This window comes from Kitasatospora sp. NPDC101155 (genome assembly GCF_044768305.1).
GTDB lineage: Bacteria > Actinomycetota > Actinomycetes > Streptomycetales > Streptomycetaceae > Kitasatospora.
This window is the reverse complement of record NZ_JBIWPN010000016.1, coordinates 163,845-186,112: the sequence shown is the minus strand read 5'-3', so window position 1 is coordinate 186,112 and position 22,268 is coordinate 163,845. Positions and strand designations below refer to the sequence as shown.

At 71.2% G+C, this 22,268-nt stretch carries 26 protein-coding genes and 2 pseudogenes; 19 read left to right on the top strand and 9 right to left on the bottom strand.

The genetic code is table 11. The annotated features are described in order from the left end of the window. On the top strand, nt 1-870 hold an 870-nt coding region (locus ACIRYZ_RS25015), incomplete at its 5' end, for an Hsp70 family protein (protein WP_402947810.1). A gap of 121 nt (nt 871-991) precedes the next feature. Here ACIRYZ_RS25015 and ACIRYZ_RS25010 read toward each other — a convergent pair. Both ACIRYZ_RS25010 and ACIRYZ_RS25005 read right to left on the bottom strand, forming a co-directional pair. Further along, on the bottom strand, nt 992-1,372 hold the full coding sequence (locus ACIRYZ_RS25010; RefSeq protein WP_402947807.1) for a hypothetical protein: 381 nt from the start codon (nt 1,370-1,372) through the stop codon (nt 992-994). Between the two features lie 32 nt (nt 1,373-1,404). Then, a complete protein-coding gene (locus ACIRYZ_RS25005; protein ID WP_402947805.1) occupies nt 1,405-1,656 on the bottom strand; it encodes a hypothetical protein in 252 nt (83 codons plus the stop codon). Between the two features lie 317 nt (nt 1,657-1,973). Between ACIRYZ_RS25005 and ACIRYZ_RS25000 the strand changes: the two genes are divergently transcribed. Then, nucleotides 1,974-2,267, top strand: a complete 294-nt coding sequence (locus tag ACIRYZ_RS25000) for a DUF1330 domain-containing protein (protein WP_402947802.1) — start codon at nt 1,974-1,976, stop codon at nt 2,265-2,267. Here ACIRYZ_RS25000 and ACIRYZ_RS24995 read toward each other — a convergent pair. Both ACIRYZ_RS24995 and ACIRYZ_RS24990 read right to left on the bottom strand, forming a co-directional pair. Further along, nucleotides 2,248-2,628: an NUDIX hydrolase gene (locus tag ACIRYZ_RS24995; protein ID WP_402947799.1), complete on the bottom strand. Its 381-nt coding sequence runs from the start codon at nt 2,626-2,628 to the stop codon at nt 2,248-2,250. The two genes, ACIRYZ_RS25000 and ACIRYZ_RS24995, sit on opposite strands and share 20 nt — an antisense overlap. Before the next feature lie 292 nt (nt 2,629-2,920). Beyond that, the gene (locus ACIRYZ_RS24990; protein WP_402947797.1) at nt 2,921-3,157 is read right to left on the bottom strand and encodes a hypothetical protein; all 237 of its coding nucleotides are present in this window, start codon (nt 3,155-3,157) and stop codon (nt 2,921-2,923) included. Nucleotides 3,158-3,292: 135 nt separating this feature from the next. Between ACIRYZ_RS24990 and ACIRYZ_RS24985 the strand changes: the two genes are divergently transcribed. The 8 genes and pseudogenes from ACIRYZ_RS24985 (at nt 3,293) to ACIRYZ_RS24950 (ending at nt 10,100) form a co-directional block, all read left to right on the top strand. Continuing rightward, the gene (locus ACIRYZ_RS24985; RefSeq protein WP_402947794.1) at nt 3,293-3,748 is read left to right on the top strand and encodes a hypothetical protein; all 456 of its coding nucleotides are present in this window, start codon (nt 3,293-3,295) and stop codon (nt 3,746-3,748) included. Between the two features lie 69 nt (nt 3,749-3,817). Then, complete coding sequence (locus ACIRYZ_RS24980) at nt 3,818-4,333, top strand: replication-relaxation family protein (RefSeq protein WP_402947828.1); 516 nt, start codon at nt 3,818-3,820, stop codon at nt 4,331-4,333. 192 nt (nt 4,334-4,525) lie between these two features. After that, the gene (locus tag ACIRYZ_RS24975; RefSeq protein ID WP_402947792.1) at nt 4,526-4,984 is read left to right on the top strand and encodes a GntR family transcriptional regulator; all 459 of its coding nucleotides are present in this window, start codon (nt 4,526-4,528) and stop codon (nt 4,982-4,984) included. Then, complete coding sequence (locus tag ACIRYZ_RS24970; protein WP_402947789.1) at nt 4,981-6,093, top strand: DUF1648 domain-containing protein; 1,113 nt, start codon at nt 4,981-4,983, stop codon at nt 6,091-6,093. The genes ACIRYZ_RS24975 and ACIRYZ_RS24970 overlap by 4 nt, the downstream gene beginning before the upstream one ends. 44 nt (nt 6,094-6,137) lie before the next feature. Further along, on the top strand, nt 6,138-7,214 hold the full coding sequence (locus ACIRYZ_RS24965; RefSeq protein ID WP_402947788.1) for an alpha/beta hydrolase family protein: 1,077 nt from the start codon (nt 6,138-6,140) through the stop codon (nt 7,212-7,214). 124 nt (nt 7,215-7,338) lie between these two features. After that, entirely contained in the window at nt 7,339-7,647 is a 309-nt protein-coding gene (locus ACIRYZ_RS24960; RefSeq protein ID WP_402947785.1) for a hypothetical protein, read from the top strand. Between the two features lie 455 nt (nt 7,648-8,102). After that, nucleotides 8,103-8,795, top strand: a pseudogene (locus tag ACIRYZ_RS24955) (type 1 glutamine amidotransferase domain-containing protein); the annotation flags it as partial. Then, entirely contained in the window at nt 8,781-10,100 is a 1,320-nt protein-coding gene (locus ACIRYZ_RS24950) for an aldehyde dehydrogenase family protein (RefSeq protein WP_402947827.1), read from the top strand. The pseudogene ACIRYZ_RS24955 and the gene ACIRYZ_RS24950, both read left to right, overlap by 15 nt. On the opposite strand, the gene ACIRYZ_RS24945 is transcribed toward ACIRYZ_RS24950, so the two are convergent. After that, entirely contained in the window at nt 10,031-11,188 is a 1,158-nt protein-coding gene (locus ACIRYZ_RS24945) for an AraC family transcriptional regulator (RefSeq protein WP_402947783.1), read from the bottom strand. The genes ACIRYZ_RS24950 and ACIRYZ_RS24945 overlap by 70 nt on opposite strands. Before the next feature lie 339 nt (nt 11,189-11,527). Between ACIRYZ_RS24945 and ACIRYZ_RS24940 the strand changes: the two genes are divergently transcribed. Next, nucleotides 11,528-11,815 (top strand): hypothetical protein, encoded by a 288-nt coding sequence (locus ACIRYZ_RS24940; protein WP_402947781.1) that lies wholly within the window; start codon nt 11,528-11,530, stop codon nt 11,813-11,815. Nucleotides 11,816-11,954: 139 nt separating this feature from the next. Next, nucleotides 11,955-12,137, top strand: a complete 183-nt coding sequence (locus ACIRYZ_RS24935) for a hypothetical protein (RefSeq protein WP_402947779.1) — start codon at nt 11,955-11,957, stop codon at nt 12,135-12,137. A gap of 136 nt (nt 12,138-12,273) precedes the next feature. On the opposite strand, the gene ACIRYZ_RS24930 is transcribed toward ACIRYZ_RS24935, so the two are convergent. Continuing rightward, on the bottom strand, nt 12,274-13,389 hold the full coding sequence (locus tag ACIRYZ_RS24930) for a CapA family protein (RefSeq protein ID WP_402947777.1): 1,116 nt from the start codon (nt 13,387-13,389) through the stop codon (nt 12,274-12,276). 102 nt (nt 13,390-13,491) lie between these two features. Between ACIRYZ_RS24930 and ACIRYZ_RS24925 the strand changes: the two are divergent. Both ACIRYZ_RS24925 and ACIRYZ_RS24920 read left to right on the top strand, forming a co-directional pair. After that, nucleotides 13,492-13,730 (top strand): annotated as a pseudogene (locus tag ACIRYZ_RS24925) (MarR family transcriptional regulator); the annotation flags it as partial. A 124-nt stretch (nt 13,731-13,854) separates the two neighbouring features. Then, complete coding sequence (locus tag ACIRYZ_RS24920; RefSeq protein WP_402947775.1) at nt 13,855-14,352, top strand: DUF664 domain-containing protein; 498 nt, start codon at nt 13,855-13,857, stop codon at nt 14,350-14,352. A 365-nt stretch (nt 14,353-14,717) separates the two neighbouring features. On the opposite strand, the gene ACIRYZ_RS24915 is transcribed toward ACIRYZ_RS24920, so the two are convergent. Continuing rightward, nucleotides 14,718-15,020: a hypothetical protein gene (locus ACIRYZ_RS24915; RefSeq protein WP_402947773.1), complete on the bottom strand. Its 303-nt coding sequence runs from the start codon at nt 15,018-15,020 to the stop codon at nt 14,718-14,720. Between the two features lie 411 nt (nt 15,021-15,431). On the opposite strand from ACIRYZ_RS24915, the gene ACIRYZ_RS24910 reads away from it, so the two are divergent. The 4 genes from ACIRYZ_RS24910 (at nt 15,432) to ACIRYZ_RS24895 (ending at nt 17,965) form a co-directional block, all read left to right on the top strand. Then, nucleotides 15,432-15,662 carry a hypothetical protein gene (locus ACIRYZ_RS24910; protein ID WP_402947824.1) on the top strand — a complete coding sequence of 77 codons (231 nt, stop codon included), beginning with the start codon at nt 15,432-15,434 and terminating at the stop codon, nt 15,660-15,662. A 220-nt stretch (nt 15,663-15,882) separates the two neighbouring features. After that, the gene (locus ACIRYZ_RS24905) at nt 15,883-16,542 is read left to right on the top strand and encodes a hypothetical protein (protein WP_402947771.1); all 660 of its coding nucleotides are present in this window, start codon (nt 15,883-15,885) and stop codon (nt 16,540-16,542) included. Then, nucleotides 16,539-17,186 carry an ATP-binding cassette domain-containing protein gene (locus tag ACIRYZ_RS24900; RefSeq protein WP_402947769.1) on the top strand — a complete coding sequence of 216 codons (648 nt, stop codon included), beginning with the start codon at nt 16,539-16,541 and terminating at the stop codon, nt 17,184-17,186. The genes ACIRYZ_RS24905 and ACIRYZ_RS24900 overlap by 4 nt, the downstream gene beginning before the upstream one ends. After that, nucleotides 17,183-17,965, top strand: coding sequence for an ABC transporter permease (locus ACIRYZ_RS24895; protein ID WP_402947767.1), 783 nt, complete (start codon nt 17,183-17,185; stop codon nt 17,963-17,965). Before ACIRYZ_RS24900 ends, ACIRYZ_RS24895 begins: the two co-directional genes overlap by 4 nt. A gap of 59 nt (nt 17,966-18,024) precedes the next feature. On the opposite strand, the gene ACIRYZ_RS24890 is transcribed toward ACIRYZ_RS24895, so the two are convergent. Together ACIRYZ_RS24890 and ACIRYZ_RS24885 are read right to left on the bottom strand one after the other, a co-directional pair. Further along, nucleotides 18,025-18,981, bottom strand: coding sequence for a TauD/TfdA dioxygenase family protein (locus ACIRYZ_RS24890; protein WP_402947765.1), 957 nt, complete (start codon nt 18,979-18,981; stop codon nt 18,025-18,027). 123 nt (nt 18,982-19,104) lie between these two features. Next, nucleotides 19,105-20,652, bottom strand: coding sequence for an IucA/IucC family protein (locus ACIRYZ_RS24885; protein WP_402947763.1), 1,548 nt, complete (start codon nt 20,650-20,652; stop codon nt 19,105-19,107). A 67-nt stretch (nt 20,653-20,719) separates the two neighbouring features. On the opposite strand from ACIRYZ_RS24885, the gene ACIRYZ_RS24880 reads away from it, so the two are divergent. Beyond that, nucleotides 20,720-22,210, top strand: coding sequence for an IucA/IucC family protein (locus ACIRYZ_RS24880; protein WP_402947761.1), 1,491 nt, complete (start codon nt 20,720-20,722; stop codon nt 22,208-22,210). Nucleotides 22,211-22,268 lie beyond the last annotated feature (58 nt).

Sequence of the window (22,268 nt, the reverse complement as noted above, 5' to 3'; positions counted from 1 at the left end):
GTGAAGAAGCTCACCGGCAAGGACCCGCACAAGGGCGTCAACCCGGACGAGGTCGTCGCCGTCGGCGCCTCGCTCCAGGCCGGTGTCCTCAAGGGTGAGGTCAAGGACGTCCTGCTGCTGGACGTCACTCCGCTGTCCCTCGGCATCGAGACCAAGGGCGGCATCATGACCAGGCTGATCGAGCGCAACACCACGATCCCTACCAGGCGCTCGGAGGTCTTCACGACCGCCGAGGACAACCAGCCCTCGGTGACCGTGCAGGCCTACCAGGGCGAGCGCGAGATCGCGGCGTACAACAAGAAGCTCGGCATGTTCGAGCTGACGGGCATCGCCCCCGCGCCGCGGGGCCTGCCGCAGATCGAGGTGACCTTCGACATCGACGCCAACGGCATCATGCACGTCGGCGCGAAGGATCTCGGCACCGGCCGGGAGCAGAAGATGACCGTCACCGGCGGTTCCTCCCTGCCCAAGGAGGAGATCGACCGGATGATGCGCGAGGCCGAACAGCACGCCGAGGAGGACCGCCGCCGGCGTGAGACCGCCGAGAGCCGCAACCAGGGCGAGCAACTCGTCTACACGACGGAGAAGTTCCTCCGGGACAACCAGGACAAGATCCCGGCCGACGTGAAGAGCGAGGTCGAAACCGCTCTGACGGAGCTCAAGGAGAAGCTCAAGGGCCAGGACACCGCCGCGATCCGCACGGCGAGCGAGAAGGCCGCCCAGGTCAGTCAGAAGCTCGGCCAGGCCATCTACGCCCAGGCCACCCCCGGTGCGCCGAGTGGCGGTGCCGGCGCCCCGCGGGGCGAGGAGCAGGAAGTCGTGGACGCCGAGATCGTCGACGAGGACGAGCGCAAGGAAGGCTCCCCATGACCACGCCACTGAGGCCGCGTCCCGAGGCCGGCACCGCGAGCACCAGCGCCGTGGCCCTGGAAGCGAAGATCACCCGCTCCCGCAGCACCTTCATCCTGTCTTGATTCATGATTGCGGGGCCTCAGCCCTCGTCCGACAGCGGCAGCGAGAACTCGTAAGCCTGTTCAGGCACCCCGCGGAGGAAGACCATCCGCACGGTGAGGCAGTCGGCCTCCGCGGCGATCGCGGGTCGGCCGGAGACGGAACCCTCGGTCCGAAGCCCGTCGGTGCTCAGCCCGTGTGCGCCGCCGTAGTCGGTGTACTGGTTGCCGAGGTCGTCGACGGCCTCCAGCCAGAGGAACAGTGGCGGCGCGGCGGGGGAGACGGGAGGGAGGTCGTCAGGCAGCGGCGGAGTGACGGAGTACGCCACGGTGAACGCCTCCGTCGTCATGGTGAGGGCGTGGACCGTGAGTTCGTGCCGCCCGTCCAGGATCCGGATCCGCTGCTTGCCGTCGTCGTGCATCGGTTCGTCCCTCCTCGTCTTCCGCCGGCCGGTCAGGCGCTGCCGGGTGTCGGGATCTGGCAGGTGATGTAACGGTCGGCCACGGTGTTCGGCTTGGAGCCCTTCAGGAACCAGTAGAAGGTGACCTTGTTGCCGGTCTGGATGGCGCCACCGCCGCCGCCGCCGATGAACTGGTAACTGTTGAGGCTGCCGTGGAAGTTGTACCAGTTCGGCTCGGTGTGCGGGTGGTACGGCGGGTTGATGGCGCGGCCGTTGACGTAGGAGTACGGCATCGTCACGGTCACGGCCGGCCCGAGCGCGGCCTTCGCGGTGTTGGAGAGCTCGAAGCTCCAGGCCAGTGTGCCGCCCGCCGAGCGCTGGAACTGGACGGTGGAGACCGCGTGCGTCCAGGTGCCCGTGCACAGGGTGTTGGCCGGGGTGCGGAGGTGGACCGTGAGGGCGCGGGCGGCGGGGCTGTCCGCTGCGGAGCCCTCGCCGTCGACCGCAGGGTCGGAGCCGACCAGCTCGTGCTCCGGATCATCCCGGCGACCCGCTGTCGGATACGATCGAACTGAATTGCTAATACAAAGTCAGATGTGCTCTTACGAACACTGGAGGTTCCGTGCCCAAGGGCTACTGGGTCAGTGTCTACCGCACCATTTCAGACCCTGAGAAGCTGGCTGCCTACAACAAACTGGCCGGTCCGGCCGTCCGGGCCGGGGGCGGGCGGCTCCTCGCCCGTGACGGTCGGGTCGTCGCACACGACGCCGGAATCGCCGAGCGCACCATCCTGATCGAGTTCGACAGCTTTGAACAGGCCCTCGCGGCACGCGAGAGCGAGGCCTACCAGGAGGCGCTGGTCGCCCTCTCCGACGGCGTCGAGCGCGACTTCCGCATCATCGAAGGCATCGACTGACAGTCGGCGACCCGCCCGGCGTCCAGCTCCGACAGGCACCGCGACGGAGAAGAAGCACCACACCGCCGGGCAGGCAGGCGGCCGGAGCTCCGGGCCGGGCGACCCGGGCGTCCGCCATCGCGACCAGCTCCAGATTGCCGACCTGGTCCGGCGCGAGCCCGAGTTCCTCCTGCAGCTCCCGGAGGGCGGCGTCGCGGAAGTCCTCGCCGGCGGCGATGTTGCCGCCGATGGTGGTGTAGTGCGTCGAGTCGGTGCGGTCCGGGCGCAGCAGCGCGACGTCGTCGCCGCAGAAGACGAGGCCGGTGATCCGGACCTTGATCCTGCTGAACGGCCTCTCGGTCGTCGCTTCGGTGGTGCTCATGGGTGTGGGTCTCCTCTGTGGGCGTGGCCGGGCCGGTTGTAGCCCGGCGGTGTCTCCCGGCCCAACGGCCGGAAGGAGCACGGGCTTTGGCGTCGTCCCCTGGCGTGCCCCGGGGAAGCCGTGGAGGGCGCGGGCTTCACTCTGCGGGACGTGCTCCATCTCGACACCGGTGAGGGGATGCGCCGCAGGCGGCATCCGGTGGCGCGCATGACGGGGGAGAGGTGGCAGGCGTCCATCTCCTCGACCATCAGCGTCGGGTGTGTGGTGCGGGTGTTCTTGCCCCCGGTGATGGTCAGCCCAGGTAGGGGTAGGACGAGATGTCGTTGTCCAGGTAGGGGAACAGCACGTCCGGGCGGTGGGCCCGGCCCTCCTGGGACGCGCAGAGGAGTAATCCGTTGCTTCCGGGATTCTGTCTCGTTGATGTGCTGCCCGACTCGTAGGATCCGCAGTCCATGTGTTTGGAAAGCGTCAAGATAGCGGAGAGCGGAAACCAGGTGACTGGCACGACCGTCAACATCATGGCGATCATTGATTCATCGTCGGAGAACTTCGGTCAGCATGTTCAGCCGGCCTTAGGAGTTCGGCATTGTCGCCGGAAGACGACGTCCCGCAGGGCGCACAGTCCGCGGCCGTGTCCGACCGGTCATCACATGGGGGAACGTTCATGGCACAGCTGCTCATCGAAGAGAACTTCCAGCACCTCGACGGCCAGGACGTCGAGTCGCTGATCGAGGCCCTCGCCGAGCTCGGCCTCAGCGCGGAGCCCACCCAGCCCCGCACGGCGACCCGAAGCGGCGACTGGGCACTCGTCCTGCACTGGCTCGGGGACGACACCGGGCGGATCACCGAGGATGCCGTGGCGGCGTCGCTCGTCATGACCGTGACGCGGATACTGGGCCAGGTGCACTCGGCCGGGGCTGGTGGGACCCGCGTGCGGGGCCGCACACTGCCGGTCCGCATCGACATCCGCGGGCGCACGGGGGAGCTGATCAAGTCCGTCGCGATGCCCGGTGTGCAGGCGAAGCCGGCGGCCGTGCGGTGGTGGCGCGGGCAGCACACGGTGGCCGCCGGCGGCGCGCCGCGCCCGGTCCCGTCGGTTTCCACGGCCGCTGAGGTGTAGCGGTCGCTCGTAGGACCGCAGGACCGTACACGCGGTCCTGCGGTCCTACGGTCCTGCGGTCCTACGGTCCTGCGGTCCTGCGGCGCTGGGGAGTGGAAAAGGAGCCTCAGCCACCACACCAGTTCCCGAACGCCGCACGCGATGGCCGCCAACGAGACCGTGTTCGCCTTCGTCCTGGGCCGCACCGCGCCTCGGCCGCGGACGGCGTTGGCACCGTGCGTTCCTGGTCGACCGAGACCGAGTTCCTGCTGCCGGGCGGGAAACGGAAGGTGCGCCCGGACGGTGTGGCAGGCAGCGGAGATCGGCGTGCCGGTGCTCATGGTCGAAGTCGACCGATCCACCATGGCCCCGGCCCGGGTCGCCGTGAAGTTCACCGCCTACCGTGAGCTGTTCCGTACCAGGGTTCGCGACAGCGACCCGGCCCGCTCCGGGGAGGAGCGCGCCGACCGTAGGTGCACTGGTGGCGCCGTGCCCACCCCGGCCACACCCGCGCCGGTACCCGTCGGTCGCCCTGCTCGTGATGGGCGCCGGACCCACCGCGCCGGCGAACCACCAGGAGGTGGCTCTGTGGTCCGGCTACGCTGAGTGATCGACTGAGGCTTGGGGCCTCTGCAAGGGCGGATCCACAAGTCTTGACAACCTCTCCGCGTGGCTGCGCCCCCGCGCTCGGCGCGGCAGTAACGGCCGTCTTGACGCCACACTGACGTTCCCTTTCTTGCAAGCACCTGATGGTCTGTTCTATAAGTAATAGAGCAGATGCATCCCGGGGAGTCACGCGTGATCCTGAGTATCGACCTGAGCAGCGCCGTCCCGATCTACCAGCAGATCCGGGACCAGGTCGTGACGGCCATCGCGGTGGGCGAGTTGGTGGAGGGAAGCGCCCTGCCGTCGACCCGACAGCTGGCCGGCGACCTCGGCATCAACTTCCACACCGTCAACAAGGCCTACGACCTGCTGCGCCAGGAGGGACTGCTACGGCTGAACCGCAAGAGCGGCGCCGTGGTGCAGCGGGACCCGCACTCCGGACCGCCGCCTCCCGGCTTCGCCGACGAGTGGTCGACCCGGCTGCGGACGCTGCTTGCCGAGGCGGCGGCGCAAGGGGTGGACGCGGCGGCCGTGCTGACGATGTGCGGAGGGGTCGTCGGCTCCTTCGGAGCCCGGCTCGGCAAGCAGGTCGGCGAGCCGTCCGATGGAGAGCTCGACGTGGAACACAGAGGCCTAGGAGAGCCGGCATGATGTCCGGAACAGCTGCCGTTCAAGTGGTCATACCGTTCGTCATACTGCTGATGGCGTGGCTGATGCCCGCCCTCACCGGGCCGACCGTGCCCTTCGGGGTGCGGACCCCGCCCACACACGTCAACGCCCCCGTGGTCGCCGAGCAGCGGCGCGCGTACCGCTGGTGGGTGGGTGGCGTCGGCGGGGCGGTGCTCGCGGCCGAGCTCGTATGCTGCCTCGCGTTCCCGAGCACACCGTTGTTCGCAGGAGCGTCCACGGCGATCGTGGGGGTGTCCACGGTCGGGTACCTGCGCGCACGTCGCGCGATCCTGACGGTCAAGCGCGGTGAGGACTGGTACGGCGGCCTGCGCCAGGTGGTCGCCGTGGACACCTCGCTGCGGACCGATCCGGTGCGCTATCCCTGGCGGTGGGCCGTGCCCGCGCTGCTCGTCCCCGTGTTCTCCGCAGTGCTCGCCGCAGTGGAGTACCCGTCGATGCCGGACCGGCTGCCGATGCACTACGCCACCCACGGGGAGGCCGACCGGCTGGCGGACAAGTCGATCGGCACCGCCTTCACACCGGTCCTCATCCAACTTGCGCTCACTGGGCTGCTCTTGCTGGTGACCTGGCTGGTCCTCCGCTCCCGGGCCGAACTCGACCCGGCGCGGCCGGCGACCAGCGCTGCGCGGCACCGGCGATTCGTCGTCCGGACCGCAGGTTCGGTCATGCTGCTGGGGGCCTGCGTCAACCTGGGCATGCTGGCCGCGGCCTGGCAGGCCTGGCACGGCGACCTCTCGTTCTCCCCTGCCCCCGTGCTGGCGCCGATCACGGCCGGCCTGCTCGTCGTCGTCGCGATCGCGCTGCGTACCGGGCAGGGCGGGCGCCGCCTGGCGACGAGTGAACCGGACGGCGCGGCGGGAGAGCCGACGGACCCGCGGGTGGTGGCCCCGGACGACGACCGCTACTGGCGCGCCGGCGGGCTGTTCTACGTCAACCGGCAGGACCCGTCCCTCTTCGTCGCCAAGCGGTTCGGCATCGGCTGGACCATCAACTTCGGCAATCCGCGATGCCTGCTGCTGTTGGTGGGGCTGGCCGTCTTCATCACGGCCCTGCAGCTGATCGGCCGCTGAGCTCCCGGAATTCGAAATCACACCCCAACTCACAGGAGAAACAGATGCGTTGGAGCAGCTTAGCGACCGCCGCCACGCTGGCCGCGGTCACCATGACGGGACTGGGCGCACCCGCCGCGAGTGCGGCCGTACCGGCCGCACTCGTCCCCGCCGCAGACCGCGCGGTGCAGTTCACGGTGGACGGCACCACCGCCTACGGCACCCTGCACGTGCCCGCCCACCGAACCGGCCACCACCTTGCCGCCGCCCTACTGCTGCCCGGCAGCGGCCCGACGGACCGCAACGGTGACGAGCCGCCCCAGCTCACGCCCGGGACCCTGGCGCTGATAGCCGACGCCCTCGGCGCCGACGGCGTGATGACGCTGCGCTTCGACAAGTACTTCACCGGCAGCACCGGAGCCGGCGCCTACCAGGGCGACCCCGGCCGGCTGGACCTGGCCGCCTTCACCCGCCAGGCCGCGGCCGCCTACACCACCCTGCGCGACCAGCCGGAGGCCGACCCGCACGCCCTGCTGGTCGTCGGCCACAGCGAGGGCGGACTGCAGGCCCTGCTCCTCGCCCGGACGGTCCGACCCGCGCCGGCCGGCCTCGCACTGCTGGCCCCGCAGGACGAGCGCCTGCTGGACCTCCTGGCCGCCCAACTTGACACCCAGCTCGACCAGGCCGTGGCGGCCGGGCAGATCACCGAGGAGGTGTCCCGGGTGAACAAGGCGGCCCTGGCCGCCGCCATCGCGGACTTCCGGGCCGGTCGACCCGCCGACACCAGCGCCCTGCTGCCCCCGCTCGCCGCGCTGCTGAACGCCCTGTTCGGCCCGAACAACGCCCGCTTCGTCCGCAGCGACGACGCCGTCTACCCGCCGGACGCCGCCCGGGCGATCCGGCCCGGCACCCGGGTCGCCGTCACCTGCGGCACCGCCGACACCAACGTGCCCTGCGCGACCACGCTGCCACTGCTCGGCGCCCTGGCCCGGGCACACGCCACCGGCCCGGGCCTGCGCACTCTGGACGGCCTGGACCACTTCCTGCACCCGGCCGGCACACCGGTGAACGACCGGATGCTCGCCCCCGCCGCGGTTGCGGCGTTGCACGAGTTCGCCCGCCCCTGGAAGTCGGCCGAATAGAGCCGGCCCGCTCTCCGGCCGGTGTACGACAGGCCCCGCTGGTCCTGGCAGTTCGGTTGCCTCGGGCCGGCGGGGCCGCTGCTCCCATGAGGTCACCCCGCGGGCTGGCCGGGCCGTCCGGCCCATGACGAGCATCCGTACCACCACACCGGCTACCGCCCTGGTCCTGCAGGCCGGTGACGTCCGCGCGGGCGCGCACGTCACCGGAATCGGCACCGACATGCCGCACAAGAACGCACTGTCGCCGGCGCTCTTCGCCCGCGCGGCACTGATCGCCACCGACGACCAGCAGCAGTGCCCGGACCACGGCGACTTCGGCCACGCCGTGCGCGCCGGCTCCACCACCGACACCAGCGACTCGCCCATCGGCCGACTGCTCGAAAGGCCCGCCGAGTGGCCGGACGGTGCGATCACGGTCGCCGACCTCACCTGAGTCGGCGCACTCGACGCGGCACCCGCCTCGGCCGTCCTGCGCGAGCCGCCCGGTCGAACGCGGCCGGGCCGCCCGGCCAGGACGGCGGCCAGACCCGTGAGGTCGAAGGCATCGGGCCGTTATGGCTACCGGTGCCCACCGGGCCAGTTCCGACGGGCGGGGACCGTAGGCCCGTCCGCTTCGCCGGGGTCGCTCGCCTGTGCCTGCCGTCCGGTTCCTGCTCGCCCGCGCTCGGCCTGGTCCTGCTGCTGTGCCTCGGTCGTCGTCCGGGCCGCCGATCTGGGCCGGAGGGTCGATCGGCTCGACAGACGGGGGTGCGGTGTGCGGGGTGACACTGGTCATGGGTCGAGTGCGGGCGGGATTAGTTGACATCCTCAACCATTGAGGTCTACCGTCGACCGCATTACTTGAGGTCCTCAATCATCGAAGACCTCAACTCATTCTGGAGTACCACCATGACCGCCGTCCTCTTCGTCGTCACCGGCGCCACGCACTGGACCCTCGCCGACGGCACCGCCCACCCGACCGGCTACTGGGCCGAGGAGCTCGCCGAGCCGCACCGTGTCTTCCGCGAGGCCGGTTACGAGATCACCATCGCCACGCCCGGCGGTGTCGCGGCCACCGTCGACCGCGGCAGCCTGACCACTGCGGCCAACGGCGGCCAGGAGCGGGCCGATGCCATCGCCGCGTACCTCGACTCCATCCGGGCCTCGCTCTCCAGCCCCGCCACGCTGGAGGAGATCGACCCGGACGCCTACGACCTGGTCTTCTACCCCGGCGGCCACGGCCCCATGGAGGACCTCGCGGTCAACGAGGCGTCCGGCCGGATCCTCACCCGCGCCCTCGACTCGGGCCGGCCGCTGGGCGTGGTCTGCCACGCACCGGCCGCGCTGCTCGCCGCGCGCCGCAAGGACGGCAGCTGGCCCTTCGCCGGCTACCGCATGACCGCGTTCACCAACGCGGAGGAGACCGCGGTCGGCCTGGCCGACCGCGCCGAGTGGCTGGTCCAGGACCGTCTGGTCGAGCTGGGTGCCGACTTCGCCGAGGCCGCCCCGTTCACCCCGCACACCGTCGTCGACCGCAACCTGTACACCGGGCAGAATCCGGCTTCCTCCGCGGCGCTGGCCCACCGGCTGGTCGAGGCCCTCGCCACCGACGCCGGCACCGTCGTGAAGCGGCTGCGTGCGACGTTCCGATCCGGGCGCACCAAGCCGCTCGCCTGGCGCTTCGACCAGCTGCGGGCTTTGCGCTCGCTGCTCACCGAGCAGTCGGAGTTGCTCTTGGCCGCCCTCAACGCCGATCTGGGCAAGGGTGCTGCCGAGGCGTACCGCACCGAGGTGGCCTTCACCCTCAACGAACTCGACCACACGGTGAAGCACCTGGAGGAGTGGCTGCACCCGAAGCCGGCCGCCGTTCCCGACGCATTCCTCCCGGCGGAGGCCCGGGTGGTCCGCGACCCGCTCGGTGTGGTGCTGATCGTCGCTCCGTGGAACTACCCGCTGCAGCTGGCCCTCGCCCCGCTGGTGGGCGCCCTGGCGGCCGGCAACACCGTCGTGGTCAAGCCCAGCGAGCTGGCCCCGGCGACCTCGGCGGCCATCGCCCGTCTGCTGCCCCGCTACCTCGACCCGCAGGCCGTCGCTGTCGTGGAGGGCGCCGTCCCGGAGACCACCGCGCTGCTGGAGCAGCGCTTCGACCACATCTTCTACACCGGCAACGGCGCGGTCGGGCGGATCGTCATGGCGGCCGCCGCCAAGCACCTCACCCCCGTCACCCTCGAACTCGGCGGCAAGAGCCCCGTCGTGGTCGAGCCCGGCGTCGACCTGGCCGTGACCGCGCAGCGGATCGCCCGGGGCAAGTTCCTCAACGCCGGCCAGACCTGCGTCGCCCCCGACTACGTGCTGGCCGTCGGCGACACCGCTGCCGCGCTCGAGGCCGAACTGGCCGCCGCCGTTCGTGCGGCCTACGGCGACGACCCGGCCGGTGACCCCGAGTACGGGCGGATCGTCAACGAGCGCCACTTCGACCGTCTCACCGCTCTGCTCGCCGAGGGGCGAGTCGTCACCGGCGGTGGCCACGACCGCGCCACCCGCTACGTCGCACCCACCGTGCTCGCCGATGTCTCGCCCGAGGCTCCAGTGATGCGGGAGGAGATCTTCGGACCGATCCTGCCGATCATCACCGTGCCCGACCTCGACGCGGCGATCGCCTTCATCAACGAGCGCGACAAGCCGCTCGCACTGTACGCCTTCACCGACTCCGACCGCACCAAGCGGCGGCTGGCCGAGGAGACCTCGTCCGGTGCGCTCGTCTTCGGCCTGCCCGTGTCGCACCTGGCGGTCCCGGAGCTGCCGTTCGGCGGCGTCGGCGAGAGTGGCATGGGCCGCTACCACGGCGAGTACTCCATCGACACGTTCAGCCACGCCAAGGCGGTCCTCGACAAGCCGCTCGGCTGAGGGGGCTCGGCCTCGGGCTCTCCGGTCAGGCGGAGCGGATGAGTCATGGTGGTGAGCAGTGTCGGCCGCACCCGGGTGCTCGCCCGGGTGCCTGGGCGGTGGTCGCGGGGCGAGAGCCCGTAGGCGCTCCTGAAGACGCGGCCGAAGTTGTCGGCGCGGGGGATGCCGCAGCGGGCGGCGATGGCGTGGACCGGCAGCCCGCGCAGCGCGGGGTCGGCCAGCTCGCGGTGGGCCTTCCTCAGCCGTTGACCACGGATCCAGGCAGCGACGGTCTCGCCCTGCGACTCCTGGGTGAACAGGCGATGCAGGTAGCTGACGGAGATGTGGTGGGCGGCGGCGACCTCGGACGGGGTCAGACCGGGGTTGTGGAGGTTGTGCCGGATGAACGACCGGACGTTCTCCACCAGGGCCCGCCGCCGGGCGTTCGGCGACAGCGTGTGCTCGGCGTCGAGCTCGCGGGCCATCCACGCCGCCACCAGGTCGACCACGACCGCCCCGATCCCGGATGCCTCGGCGGGCCGCAGCACGGCGGCCTGCCGGTCCAGGCCCCGCAGGAACTCCAGGAGCAGCGCGCCGGCGCCATTGCGCCCGAGGAGCCCCTGGCCCAGTAGATCGCGCCACTGGCGCCGGGGGATCGGCAGCAGCGCCGTCGGGACGTCGATGCCCACGCCTTCGACCCGGGGCTGCGCCGGGCCGGTGCCGCGGGCGCTGGTGGCGCGGGCTTCGTACGGATGTGAGCTGTCGGCCAGGAACATGTCGCCGGGCCCGTAGACCTCGGTCCGGTCGGTACAGTGCCTCATCGCCATGGTGCCGCTGAGCATCAGTGTCAGGTGGACCAACTCCGGATCCGACCGCCGAATCATGCGCTCGGTCCGCAGGAAGCGCACGGACGGGAACGACGTCCCCAGCACGACCACTGGCCCCAGCTCCGAACGCTGCATCTGTGCGGCGAAGTCGTCGGCGTGGGCACTGGTCATCTCGCAGTCCCGGGTCCGCCCGATCAGGTACCGCCAGCTCTCGAAACGCTCCTGCGGCGACAGACCGCCGTCCCCGTCGCCCCCGTCCGCGTTCTCCGCTCCCACGGGCATCTCGCTCCCTCCATGTCCGATCGCTAGCCGAACCGGCAACTCCCCGACGACATGATGGGGTTCTCATGACGACCGGGCCAAGTCGGAGCTTCGGACACGACGTGGGCGGTCTCGGCCGGAGCTGGGACACCGAGCCCCGCTGGCGGTGGGTGCAGATCCGTCTCGACGGCCGGTGGCGGGCCGGCCGGGTGGAGCGCCGGCGACTGCACCAGGGCTCCACCACCTGGATCGCCCTCGTCCGCTGGGGCCCCGACTTCGACGACTGGGGCTGGTGCCCGCACCAGCCAGCGCGATCCGCCAGAGCCCGGAACCCGCCGACCCCCGAGGCCCGGCGAGCTGGTGAACACCGACAACGACAGCGAGGCCGCCGCCGACCTCGCCGACGCCCTTCAGGCCTTCGCCGACCACTCCGCCCCACCCGGCACGGGCGCCGGCGCCGACGGCTGGCTGACCATCGGCACCCCGTACGAAATCGGACAGCGCGCCCTCCGTCTCCCGGCGGGCGTCGTCGACTGGATCACCGAGCTGCTCCACGAGGGGACCCAGGCGCTGGAGGCCGGCCACCATGCCGCCCACGGCGACCAGGACGACGACCAGGGCGTCGACGCCGAACCGGCTCGGTGGTGACCCGGCAACCCCGGTGCGCCCGCGCGGTGTCGGTGCCAGCTGGGATGCCGGCGGCATGGATGACGAGGCGCTGCCGCGGGGCCGGGTCTACGGCTCGTTGACTGAACTGACTTGGACCCGGTCTGATGGGAGCCGTAGCGTGAGTGACAATCAGTCTGCCGCAATTGCCGCCATGGCCGAGTTCCTGCTCAAGCTCCTGCGGAACGAGTGGCAGCCGTGGCCGATCAGCGACAACTCGCTCCAGGACATGGTGGACCCACGCTTCCTCCACGACAAGGACGCGGGAGCCTCGTATGAGGCGGGGGTCGATTCCTGGGAGTAGCTGATCCGTTCGGTGACCTGACCCTCGGAGTGGGAGGTTGAGCAAAACCGGGCCTGTTGGGGCGGCGGTTCGGGTGGGGTGGAGGCGGAAGAGGCTGCTGTTCGTGCGGGAGGAACCTCTCCGGTCACGTCCGCTCTCATCGCGTCCGCCGGAGGCCGAGCACGCCGTCCGGATCGAGATCGATGCGTGAGCCGAAGACGCGGCTGATCCGGTCGAGAATCTCCCGTACCCACTGGGAGTCTTCGTGCGATGCGAGCGTGAGACGCATCTGTCGGGCCTGTACGGGCGCCATGCGTGCGCCGACCAGCTCTCCGGTGTCCGGCTCGACCGAGACGAAGTACAGCAGGCGCAAGTCGTCCCGGTACTCCTCATAGCCGGAGATGCCCTCGTAGTCGTCGATGAAGTCGCCGCAGCCGTAGAGGATGAGCTTCCCGCGGTAGACCTCAATGGGACGGGGATGGTGTGAGGAGTGCCCGTGCACCACGTCGACACCTGCGTCGATCAGCGCATGCGCGAAGCGGATCTGAGCGCGTGAGACGTGGTAGCCCCAGTTGGACCCCCAGTGGATCGAAACGACCACGATGTCGCCCGGTCGCCTCACCTGCCGTACTCGGTCGGCGACCTCGGCGGCGTCCGCGTCCGAGGTTTCCGATACGAGGGCGACGCCGGCCTGGTCCTCGGCTGCGGCCCACGTCGGCGGAATCCCGCTGGAGGCCGTCCCGAACGCGAAGACCAGAACCCGCCTGCCGCCGTCGACCGGGACGATCGCGGGCCGCCGGGCCGCGCTCGTGTCCCGTCCTGCCCCCACCACCCGCAGTCCCGCATGCGCCAAGGTTCCGAGCGTCTCTTCGAGCCCGAGGCGCCCGAAGTCGAGTACGTGGTTGTTGGCCAGCACACAGGCGTCGGGCCGGGCCGCGGCCAGGCAGGGGAGATTGGCAGGAGCCATCCGGTAGTGCACCTGCTTACCTGGTGCGAAGTCGTCGCTCCGGGTGACGCTCGTCTCCAGATTCACCACCCGGACGTCGGGCGCGGCGTTGTCGAGGAGCCGCAGGGCCTCCCCCCAGGGCCAGGAGAAGTCGACCGGACGAGGAATCGGGCCGTTCACAGCCTCCGCCGACTCGACGTAGGTCAGTGCATCCCAGAGGTACGACTCCCGCAGGGTCGGATCGCCCGGGTGGGGGAGGATCTGGTCGACACCCCGCCCGAGCATCACGTCGCCGCAGAGAAACAGCCTCACCGGATCGGTGCCCATGCTTCAACGCTAGGTCAAGCCGCCGACTCCGGGAGCCGGGCTGTGTGTCAGGACCGATCATTGTCGACGCGAATAGTTGTTCGAAGCTCCGGCGTCCTTCAGGAGGAGCCCGGACTCCGGCTGTGGCACTGTTCTCCGCCCCGCTACCTGGCGATGGCCGAGGGTGCCCTGCAGCGGGAGTTGAGTGACCACCTTGGGCACGGCGGAGCGCGATTGTCAGCCTGGTGGACGACCTGGAGCGCCTCGGCCGCGCCGAGCGCCGGCCCGCCCTCCGGGGACCGCCGCAGCCGCATCGTCGTCCTGTCGATCGCGGCCGGGACACTCTGCGCGACACTGATAAGGACGAGTCCACGCCGCCCCTGGGCGCCCCACCACCGTGACGGCGGGAGGCGGCAGGACAGCCCGATGCATGGGGCGCATTCCGCCCGAGATGTCGTCGATCGACCGGGACTGGACGAAGTCACGATGGACGCCCGGAAGAGGCCCGAGCCACCCAGGGTGGCCGATGAGCGCACGACGCTGACCGGCTTCCTGCAGTACCAGCGCGAGACGCTGGCCATGAAGTGCACGGGGCCGACCGCCGAGCGGCTGAGGGAGCGAGCCGTGCCACCCTCGGGACTCTCCCTGCTCGGACTCCTTCGACACATGGCCGACGTCGAGCGGACCTGGTTCCGCAACGTGTTTCACGGCGAGCGCACCAAGTCCCATTGGCCCCGTAGCGAAGGCGGCGCATTCGATGTCGACACCGCAGACCCGGCCGAAGCGTTCGAGATCTGGCACGAGGAGTGCGCCCGATCCAGCGCCATCGTGGACGCCGCCGAATCCCTCGACGCCACCGGTCACTTCGGCCGGGACGTCTTCTCGCTCCGCTGCATCCTGATCCACATGATCGAGGAGTACGCCCACCACAACGGCCACGCCGACCTCCTCCGCGAACGCATCGACGGAGCTACCGGGGAATGAGAGGCGGCTCTCACTCGGGTTGGCAGCCAGGAGGAAGCCCTACCGCTCCGCCGTGCACGTTCCTCCACTCACGGCCGCCGGTGGGACACCCTGCTCGACGCGATCGCCACCCGGGCCGGCCTCGGCCCGCACCGCGGTGACCGAGGCGCTCACCGACATGGAACCCCGGGACGCCCCCGGGCGCCCCAGCGCCGCTGCCGGCGGCCCGGGATCGTCAGCTTGCCCCGGCCGGCGGGGACGGCAACGGCCTGTCGGTGTTCGATCACGCATGGCTGCCGCGGCAGGCCGGGTTCTGCCATGTCGGCTGCGTCTGGCAGTGGGGTGACAGTCGTGTCCTGGTGGTCGTGCGCTGCGCGCCGGCAGGGTCAGTGATCGTCCCAGTGTCCCGCGTGGGCGGCGTGGCGGTGTCCGTCGTGAACGTAGTCGACGTGGTCGCCGTGGGGCACGGCGGTGTGCCCGCAGCCTTCGCCGTGGTCGTGCGCGTGGTCGGAGTGTTCCAGGTGGGTGGCGGATTCGCACTCGTCGACATGGCCCTCGTGGGCGCGGTGCAGATGGCCGTCGTGCACGTAGTCGACGTGGTCGGCGTGCGGGACGGCGACATGGCCGCAGCCTTCGCCGTGATGGTGCTCGTGTGCACTGTGGGTCGCGTGGTCGGTTGGGGTGCTCATGGTGTCCGCCCTCTCCTCGACGTCTCCAAACCTACCCATGCATGGCGAAAGCGGGCAATGCTTCGCCGGTGGCATGCCTGAGCTCGCTTCTCTTTCAGGGTTATTGAAAAGCATTATCGTTTCACTCTAGAGTTGTGGCGCCGCCCATGAATGAGGGCAAGATGACCAACCACCAGATATCCCGCAGAGCCATGCTGAGCGCGATCGGCGCGGGCGCGGTGCTCGGCAGCGGCCTGCTCACAGCGTGCAGCAGCAGCTCGACCGCCCGGCCTCCGCTGGCTGCGGCGACGAGTCCGACGGCCTCCGTCGCACCCCGGCGAGGAGGCAGGCTCCGCGCGGCCTTCGCCGGATCCGGAGCCGAGTCGACCAGCGTGATCCAGGCGACCGGCAGCGCCGTCGGTCAAGTACGCGATCGACCGCGAGGCCATGGTCCGTACCGTCACCCTCGGCTACGGCGAGATCGCGGACGACGCGCTCGGACGCCACCAGTCCTGGTACGACACGACGCTCCCGCGCCGCGCCCACGACCCCGATCAGGCCAAGAAGCTGCTCCCGGGCGGGCAGTTCGCGGTGCGCACCAGCGACTACGAGTACGGGACGCTGGAGAGCGCCACCGCCTGTTTTGATGCCGTGCCGAAGTGAGCAGCGAATGGGTTGCCGATGAGGTCGGACAAAGGGGTCGTGTCGTTCAGTGGACATCCGGTGACGTGTGCTACACCGGGGGCGCCCCGGAATGCGGAATCAATGGCGTTCGTCTGGAGCGATCTATCCATCGTTGGTGAACAGCGGTCCGTCCTCCGTACGAGTGGGCTCGGTGGTTATCACCACGGGTGTCGGCGGTCGAACCGGCACGATGAGGCGCATGGACCGATTCATGACCAGGCGTGCCACTCCGGCCGCACTGGCAGCCGGTGCGGCCGCCGCCGGTCTGCCCGACAGCGCTTCCGTCGCCGTCCAGCCGCAGGACCGCCGTGTCGCCGGCCTGGTCACCCTGGTCGAGCTCCGGCTGGTGCACGCCGCGGCCCGGCACACGGGTCTGGCGTACGGGTGGAACCGGACCAGCGACGGCATGCCGATCAGCTGGCGGTCGGAGGTCGAGGAGCTCAGCTACGTGGGCGCCCATGACGTCCAGTCGGCGACCACGTACGACTTCCACCTCGTCGTGCAGCAGAGCGTCGAGCAGGCCGATCAGGTCCTCGCCGAGGCCACCGCCACCGCCACCCTCGCCTCGACCCACGTGCAGATGTTCGAGGTTGCTCGCTTCGCATCTGGCCGCCCGGTACGCCGTCGTCCCCGGCGGCTACGACCTCCGGACGTCCGTCCGCTGCCCACCCGACCCGCACGCCCCGGGCGAACCCGTGTCCACCGGCACGGCCCCGCCCGCCGTCCCACCAGCAACGGAGGCCCGTGGACGAGCCCTTCGCCATCGCTGTTCGCGACCGCGACCGCGACGGCGCCCGCACCTGCGATCGGGAAAGGCCCAGGGCGGACGCGCCCCTGTCGTTCGTCCTGGACCGCGTGACTGTGCGCCGCGCCGGGCGACTGCTGCTGGACGGCCTCGCGGCGCAGATCCCCGGCGCCGCGTGCACGGCGCTGGTCGGGCCGTCGGGAGCGGGCAAGTCGACGCTGCTGCGGTTGCTGAACCGGCTGGCTGAGCCGACGTCGGGTGTCGTCCGTTTCCGGGACAGGCCGCTGCCGGCGCTCGACGTGTTGGAGCTGCGCCGCCGGGTCGGGCTGGTCGGCCAGCAGCCGGTGCTGCTCACCGACCGTGTGGTTGACGACCTGCGGGTGGGCCGCCCGGACCTCGAAGAGGACCAGGCGGCCGTGCTGCTGGAGCGGGTCGGCCTGCCGGCCGGGATGCTGGAGCGGTCCACGGCCGGGCTGTCCGGTGGCGAGGCCCAACGGGTCTGCCTGGCGCGAGCGCTGGCCGTCGGTCCGGAGGTGCTGCTGCTCGACGAGCCGACCTCGGCGCTGGACGCGGAGAGCGCGCAGGCGGTGGAGCACACGATCAAGGGCCTGGTCGCGGACGGGCTCGCGGTGGTGCTGGTCAGCCACAACGTGCCGCAGGCGCGCCGGGTCGCCGACCACGTCCTGGTCCTGCGGAGCGGATGTCTGGTCGCCTCGGGGCCGGCGGACCATGTCGACTACCTCCGGAAGGGCACGTGAACACGGCCGTACCGACCTGGGCCGGGGTTGCCGCCTCCATTGCCCTGGTGCTGCCGGCGATCGCGGTGGCGTGGCGCAAGCGGCTGCACCTGGCCCGGGACATCGCCGTTGCCGCCGCCCGCGCCGGCGTCCAACTCACCGCCGTCGGCGCGATCCTGGTCTTTGTCTTCCAGAACACCGGCGTGGCCGGAGCCGCCGGCTGGCTCGCGCTCATGGTGATCACGGCCGGGCGCGTCTGCGCGGGCCGCTCCGCCGGGATGCCCCACGCCCTGCCGATCGCCACCGCCGCAGCCGCTGTCGGCTCCGCCGCGACCCTCGGCGTGCTGCTCGCCCTCGGGGTCATCGCCCCCCAGGCCCGGGTGGTGATCCCCGTCGGTGGCATGGTGGTCTCCGGCGCGATGCAGTCCACCACCCTCGTCCTGGTGCGCCTTCGCGACGAGGCCCGCACCGCGCGCCCCGCCATCGAGGCCCGCCTCGCCCTGGGCCTGCCCGCCGTCGACGCCTTCGCGCCCCATCTCCGCTCGACCCTGCGTACGGCGCTGATCCCCGCCGTCGATTCCACCAGGACCGTCGGGCTGATCAGCCTGCCCGGTGCGATGACCGGCCTGATCCTGGCCGGCGTCGACCCGCTCACCGCGATCCGCTACCAGATCGTCGTGATGTACATGATGCTCTCCGCCGCTGCCCTGGCCGCCCTCACCGCCGCCCACCTGGCCGAGCGCGCCCTGTTCGACGACGTCCACCGGCTACGGCCGCTCACCGCCGGGACCCGACGATGACACCCCGTCCGTCCCCGCCTGGGCCGGCCTCCACCCGCGCCCTCCGTAGGGCCGGTGCCTCACCGGAGTTCCGGATCGCCGACGGTGAGGGGCTCTGACTGTTTGCCGTCCACACCGGTCGGCACGTCTCCGGCGATCAACACCCGGTGCATGATCCGCGGGAAGTCGAGGTGCGCGGTGTCACGAGGGGCCATGTGAACGGTGGTCCGGTTGTCCCAGAAGGCAACGCTGCCCGGCTCCCAGCGAAACCGGACCGTGTATTCGGGGCGGACCGCCTGCTCCAGCAGCATCTCCAGGACCGCCCGGCTCTCCGGGCGGGAGAGGCCGATAATCTCCTCGACGTAGAAACCGTTGACGAACAGTACGCGTTCGCCGGTTTCCGGGATGACGCGTACCAATGGGTGGGCCGTGGCCATCTGATGACCGAGCAGGTGCTCGACGTACGCGTCATGGCCGGGCCTCGGCTGGTAGCCGACTCCGAGTCGGTGTTCGGCCCGCAGTCCGTCCACGAAGTCGCGCACGGGCGCCGACAGTCCCGCGTAGGCTGCGGCGAGGTTGGCCCAGGTGGTGTCACCGCCGTAAGGCGGTACGGTCTCGGCCCGCAGGATCGTCGCGGCCGGCGGGTCGATGTGGTTGCTCCAGTCGGAGTGCCAAGGGTGCAGCAGGCTGTCGTTGCGCCGGTGAAGCCACTCCGCCCGGTCCATGCCGTACCGTCCGGACAGTTCCAGCCGATCGGCCGTCGTCTCGATCTCGGGCACGTCCGGCGGGGACGCGCTGCCGCGTCGCGGCCAGACGATCGGGCGCCCGAAGCGTCGGGCGAGTGCCACGTGCCCGGCGTGGTCCAGTCGCTGCTCCCGGAAGAAGACGACCTTCCACCGCAGCAGCGCCGTCCTGATCGCCGCGATCACGGCCTCATCGAGATCGTCCGCCAGGTCGACGCCGGTGATCTCCGCCCCAATGTGTCCCGCGACCGGGTTCACCTCGACCCCGGTAGCGCGATCAGTTTCTCCTACCACCGCAGCCCCACTGTCCTCGTCCGATCGTCCCGGGCCCGCCCACGTTGCCCCGGCAGGCAAGGTGCCCAACCCGGGCCCCTTCGAATCCCCGCCGCGCGGGCCGGGCGCGGCGCAGGTGGTCCGCTACGGAAGACCCCGGGTGGCGGCCAGTGGGTTGGGGACGGGCACGAACCGGGGCTCGGTGCCGTCCGCGTCGAGCCAGCGGGAGAGCAGGTTGGCCTTGCCCTGCACCGTGGCTGCGGCCAGCAGCGCCGCAGCTTCCGGGAGGCCGAGTTCCTTCTCGCACCGCTCGAACTCCTGCCGCGCGGCCGGCCACAGCGCGCCCGCCACCCGGGGAAAGCGGTGCGCGAGGGTGTTGGCGATCTCGCCGAGGTTGTTGACGACGAGGCAGTACACCACGCGGCGCCAGGCCGCCTCGTGAGGCGTCTCGGGAACGACTTTGGCTCCCTCGGCGTCACGGAAGACGGCCTGGACGGGATGGCCGTCCGCGTCCACGGCGATCAGGGTGTTCTGCAGGTGGCACTCGACCGCCACACCGTGGCACGCGTACGCCTCCAGCACCGGCGGGACCAGGTGGCCCAGGTAGGCCTCCCACCAGCGCAGCGGGTCGGCGACGCGATCGAGTGGATTGCCGTCGAAGCCTTCGGTGAGCGCGGCGGTCAGTACCGCGGTGGCGCCCGGCACCAGGTGCTCGTCCAGGCCGTCGCGGACCAGGACCGGAAGGGTCTCCTCAAGGCCGCGAACCGTACGGTATCCCGGTTCACCCAACCAGGTCGCCCGGCCGCCCATGGCCGCGAAGGCGGCCGCGACCAGCGGGTCGGTGCGGCGCCCCTGGCAGAGTTCGTGCCGCCGCATCCGCCGGACGTCGTTGGTGATCTGCACTTCCAGGCTGAACTTGAGGAACAGATCGGCCGATCCGGGACGCTCGGGGCTTCCCGGGACGTGGACCGTGCGTACCGAGGACGTCGCCCGGGCCTGCCAGGGGGTGCTGCCGAGCCGAACGAGCCGCCCCTCGGCGAAGGCGGTGCGTACGGCCGGCAGGTGGTGGGTGAGGGCGAACTGCCAGGGGTGGACGGGCAGCAGGCGGTAGCCGGGCGGCGCCTGGCCCAGCGCGTCGAGGGCGCGGGTGCAGCCTTCGTCGATCACCGCGTCGGCACGGACACCGAGCAGCAGGAGGGGGAATCGCGCGTACGCCTCCGGGGCGTAGCGCAGCCAGGCGGCGGGCGGGCCGCCACCGCTGCGGGCCTTGGGGGCCGGGTGGCAGGGGTGTCCCATGACGAGCGCCTGCTCGGAGCGCAGCCACGGGTCCTCGGGTGGGGTGGCGCGTGCGCGGGCTTCGAGGATCGCCCCCAGGGCCGTGCGACTGGCCGTCGCCTCGGCGACCAGGGCGGGGTTGGAGCGCCCGGTGGCGGCACGCATCTCCCGGGCGGTGACCTCGACGAGGTCGGCGTGGTCCAGGGCGTGCCAGGTCGCACCGGTCCACAGCTCGGGGGAGGAGGGCCGGTGGCCGGTGCGCACGCGGAGCAGCCGGCCGGTGGTACTCAGCCGGTGGACGGTGTGAGCGGTGTGACCGGTGGACGTGCTCACCGACGGTTCGACGGCTTCGCGCAGAAGGCAGTTGAGCAGCGGGGCGACGGACAGCGCGTCAGCTGTCCGAGCGAAGTCATCCATCAGCCACCAATATCATCCACCGGCCGTCATCATGTCTGGAACGGCCCAGCTGGTGATAGGAGGTCACATGCCTGACAGTGCCGCTGAACGGAAGCTGGCGGAGCAGCTGGACGACATCCGCCCCGAGCTGGTCGATGGCTATCTCGCCGCGCTGCCCGCGGCCCGGTCCGCGGTGCTGGCGCGGCTGTGGCGGGGGCTCGTCCACGAGCCGCTGCCCTGGATCGCGGGACGCCTTTCCGGGCGGGACGGCACCAGCCTGCGGCTTGCGGACGGGCGGGTGCTGCACGGACCGCCGTCGGACCCGTGGGCCACCGGGACGGCCGTCGCCCGCGTGGAGTTGGACGGCCGGCCGTTCGACCATCCGGCCCACCTGCTCACGGCCCTGGCCGTACCCGGTGGCGGACGTTTCGCCGGCGAGCTCGATCACAGCGTCGCCTCGATGGCGCTCTCCCGCACCGCCCCGCACCCCGCCGGGCCGCCCGCGATGCCGTGGGAGTGGGAGCAGCGGTCACCCGACGGGCACCCCTACCACCCCGCCTGCCGGTCCCGTCCGGGCTTCTCGGCCGCCGAACAGCTCGCGTACGCACCGGAGCACCGGCCGGTGGTGGGTCTGCGGCTCGCACCGGTGGCGGACGCCATGGTGCGCGGCCCGTGGCCGGCGGACCTGCTCGACGGCCGGCTCGTGCTGATCCCGGTGCACCCCTGGCAGGTGGAGCACGTCCTGACCGGACGACCCCTGCGGCCGGGCCCGAACGCCCATCCGCTGCTGTCCCTGCGCACGCTCGACCTCGGCGGGAACATCCACGTGAAGACCGCGCTGAGCGTCCAACTCACCTCCGCGGTACGCGACATCTCGGCCTACTCGGTGGAGCACGCGCTGACCACCTCCGAGATCGTCGAGCGGGCCGCGGAGCACCTCGGAGGCCGACTGCACATCGCGCGGACCCTGGCAGCGGCAGGAGACGGCACACCGGATCTGGCCGCGGTGCTGCGTCAGTCCCCGTACGCGTACGCGGGGCCGGGTGAGCAGGTGGTGCCGGTGGCGCAGCTACCCGCGTGCTTCGCAGCGCTTGCGACCGACGAACGACGGGACCGGATCGCCGAGTTCGCGCGCCTGGCCGTGGGGATCTGCCTGGACCTGCTCGACCTGGGCGTGGCCCTGGAAGCGCACGGGCAGAACCTGCTCGCCGTCCTTGACCGGCAGGGCCGAGCCCGGCGACTGGTCTACCGTGACCTCGCCGACATCCGGATCAGCCCAACCCGTCTGGCCCGCCACGGACTCCGGCCGCCGATGACCGGTCGGCTCCTGGACGACGATCCCACCACCCTGCGCCGCAAGGTCTTCGGCTGCCTGCTCACCGGAGCGCTGGGCCCACTGGCCGGAGACGCACCGGGCCTCGGCGCGCTCCTGGCGGCCGCCGCCCGAGGCCTCCCGGCGACCTCCGACCTGCACGCCCTTCTGAGGGACCCGCTGCCGGTCAAGGCCCTCACCTCGATGCGGCTCGCTCCCGAAGGCGACCACTGGGCACAACTGCCCAACCCGGCCCTGTTCTGCTGATCCCGCAGCGGTGTCGCAGCCGGTCGGATTCAGGCCAGTGAATGACATGTTCACGACA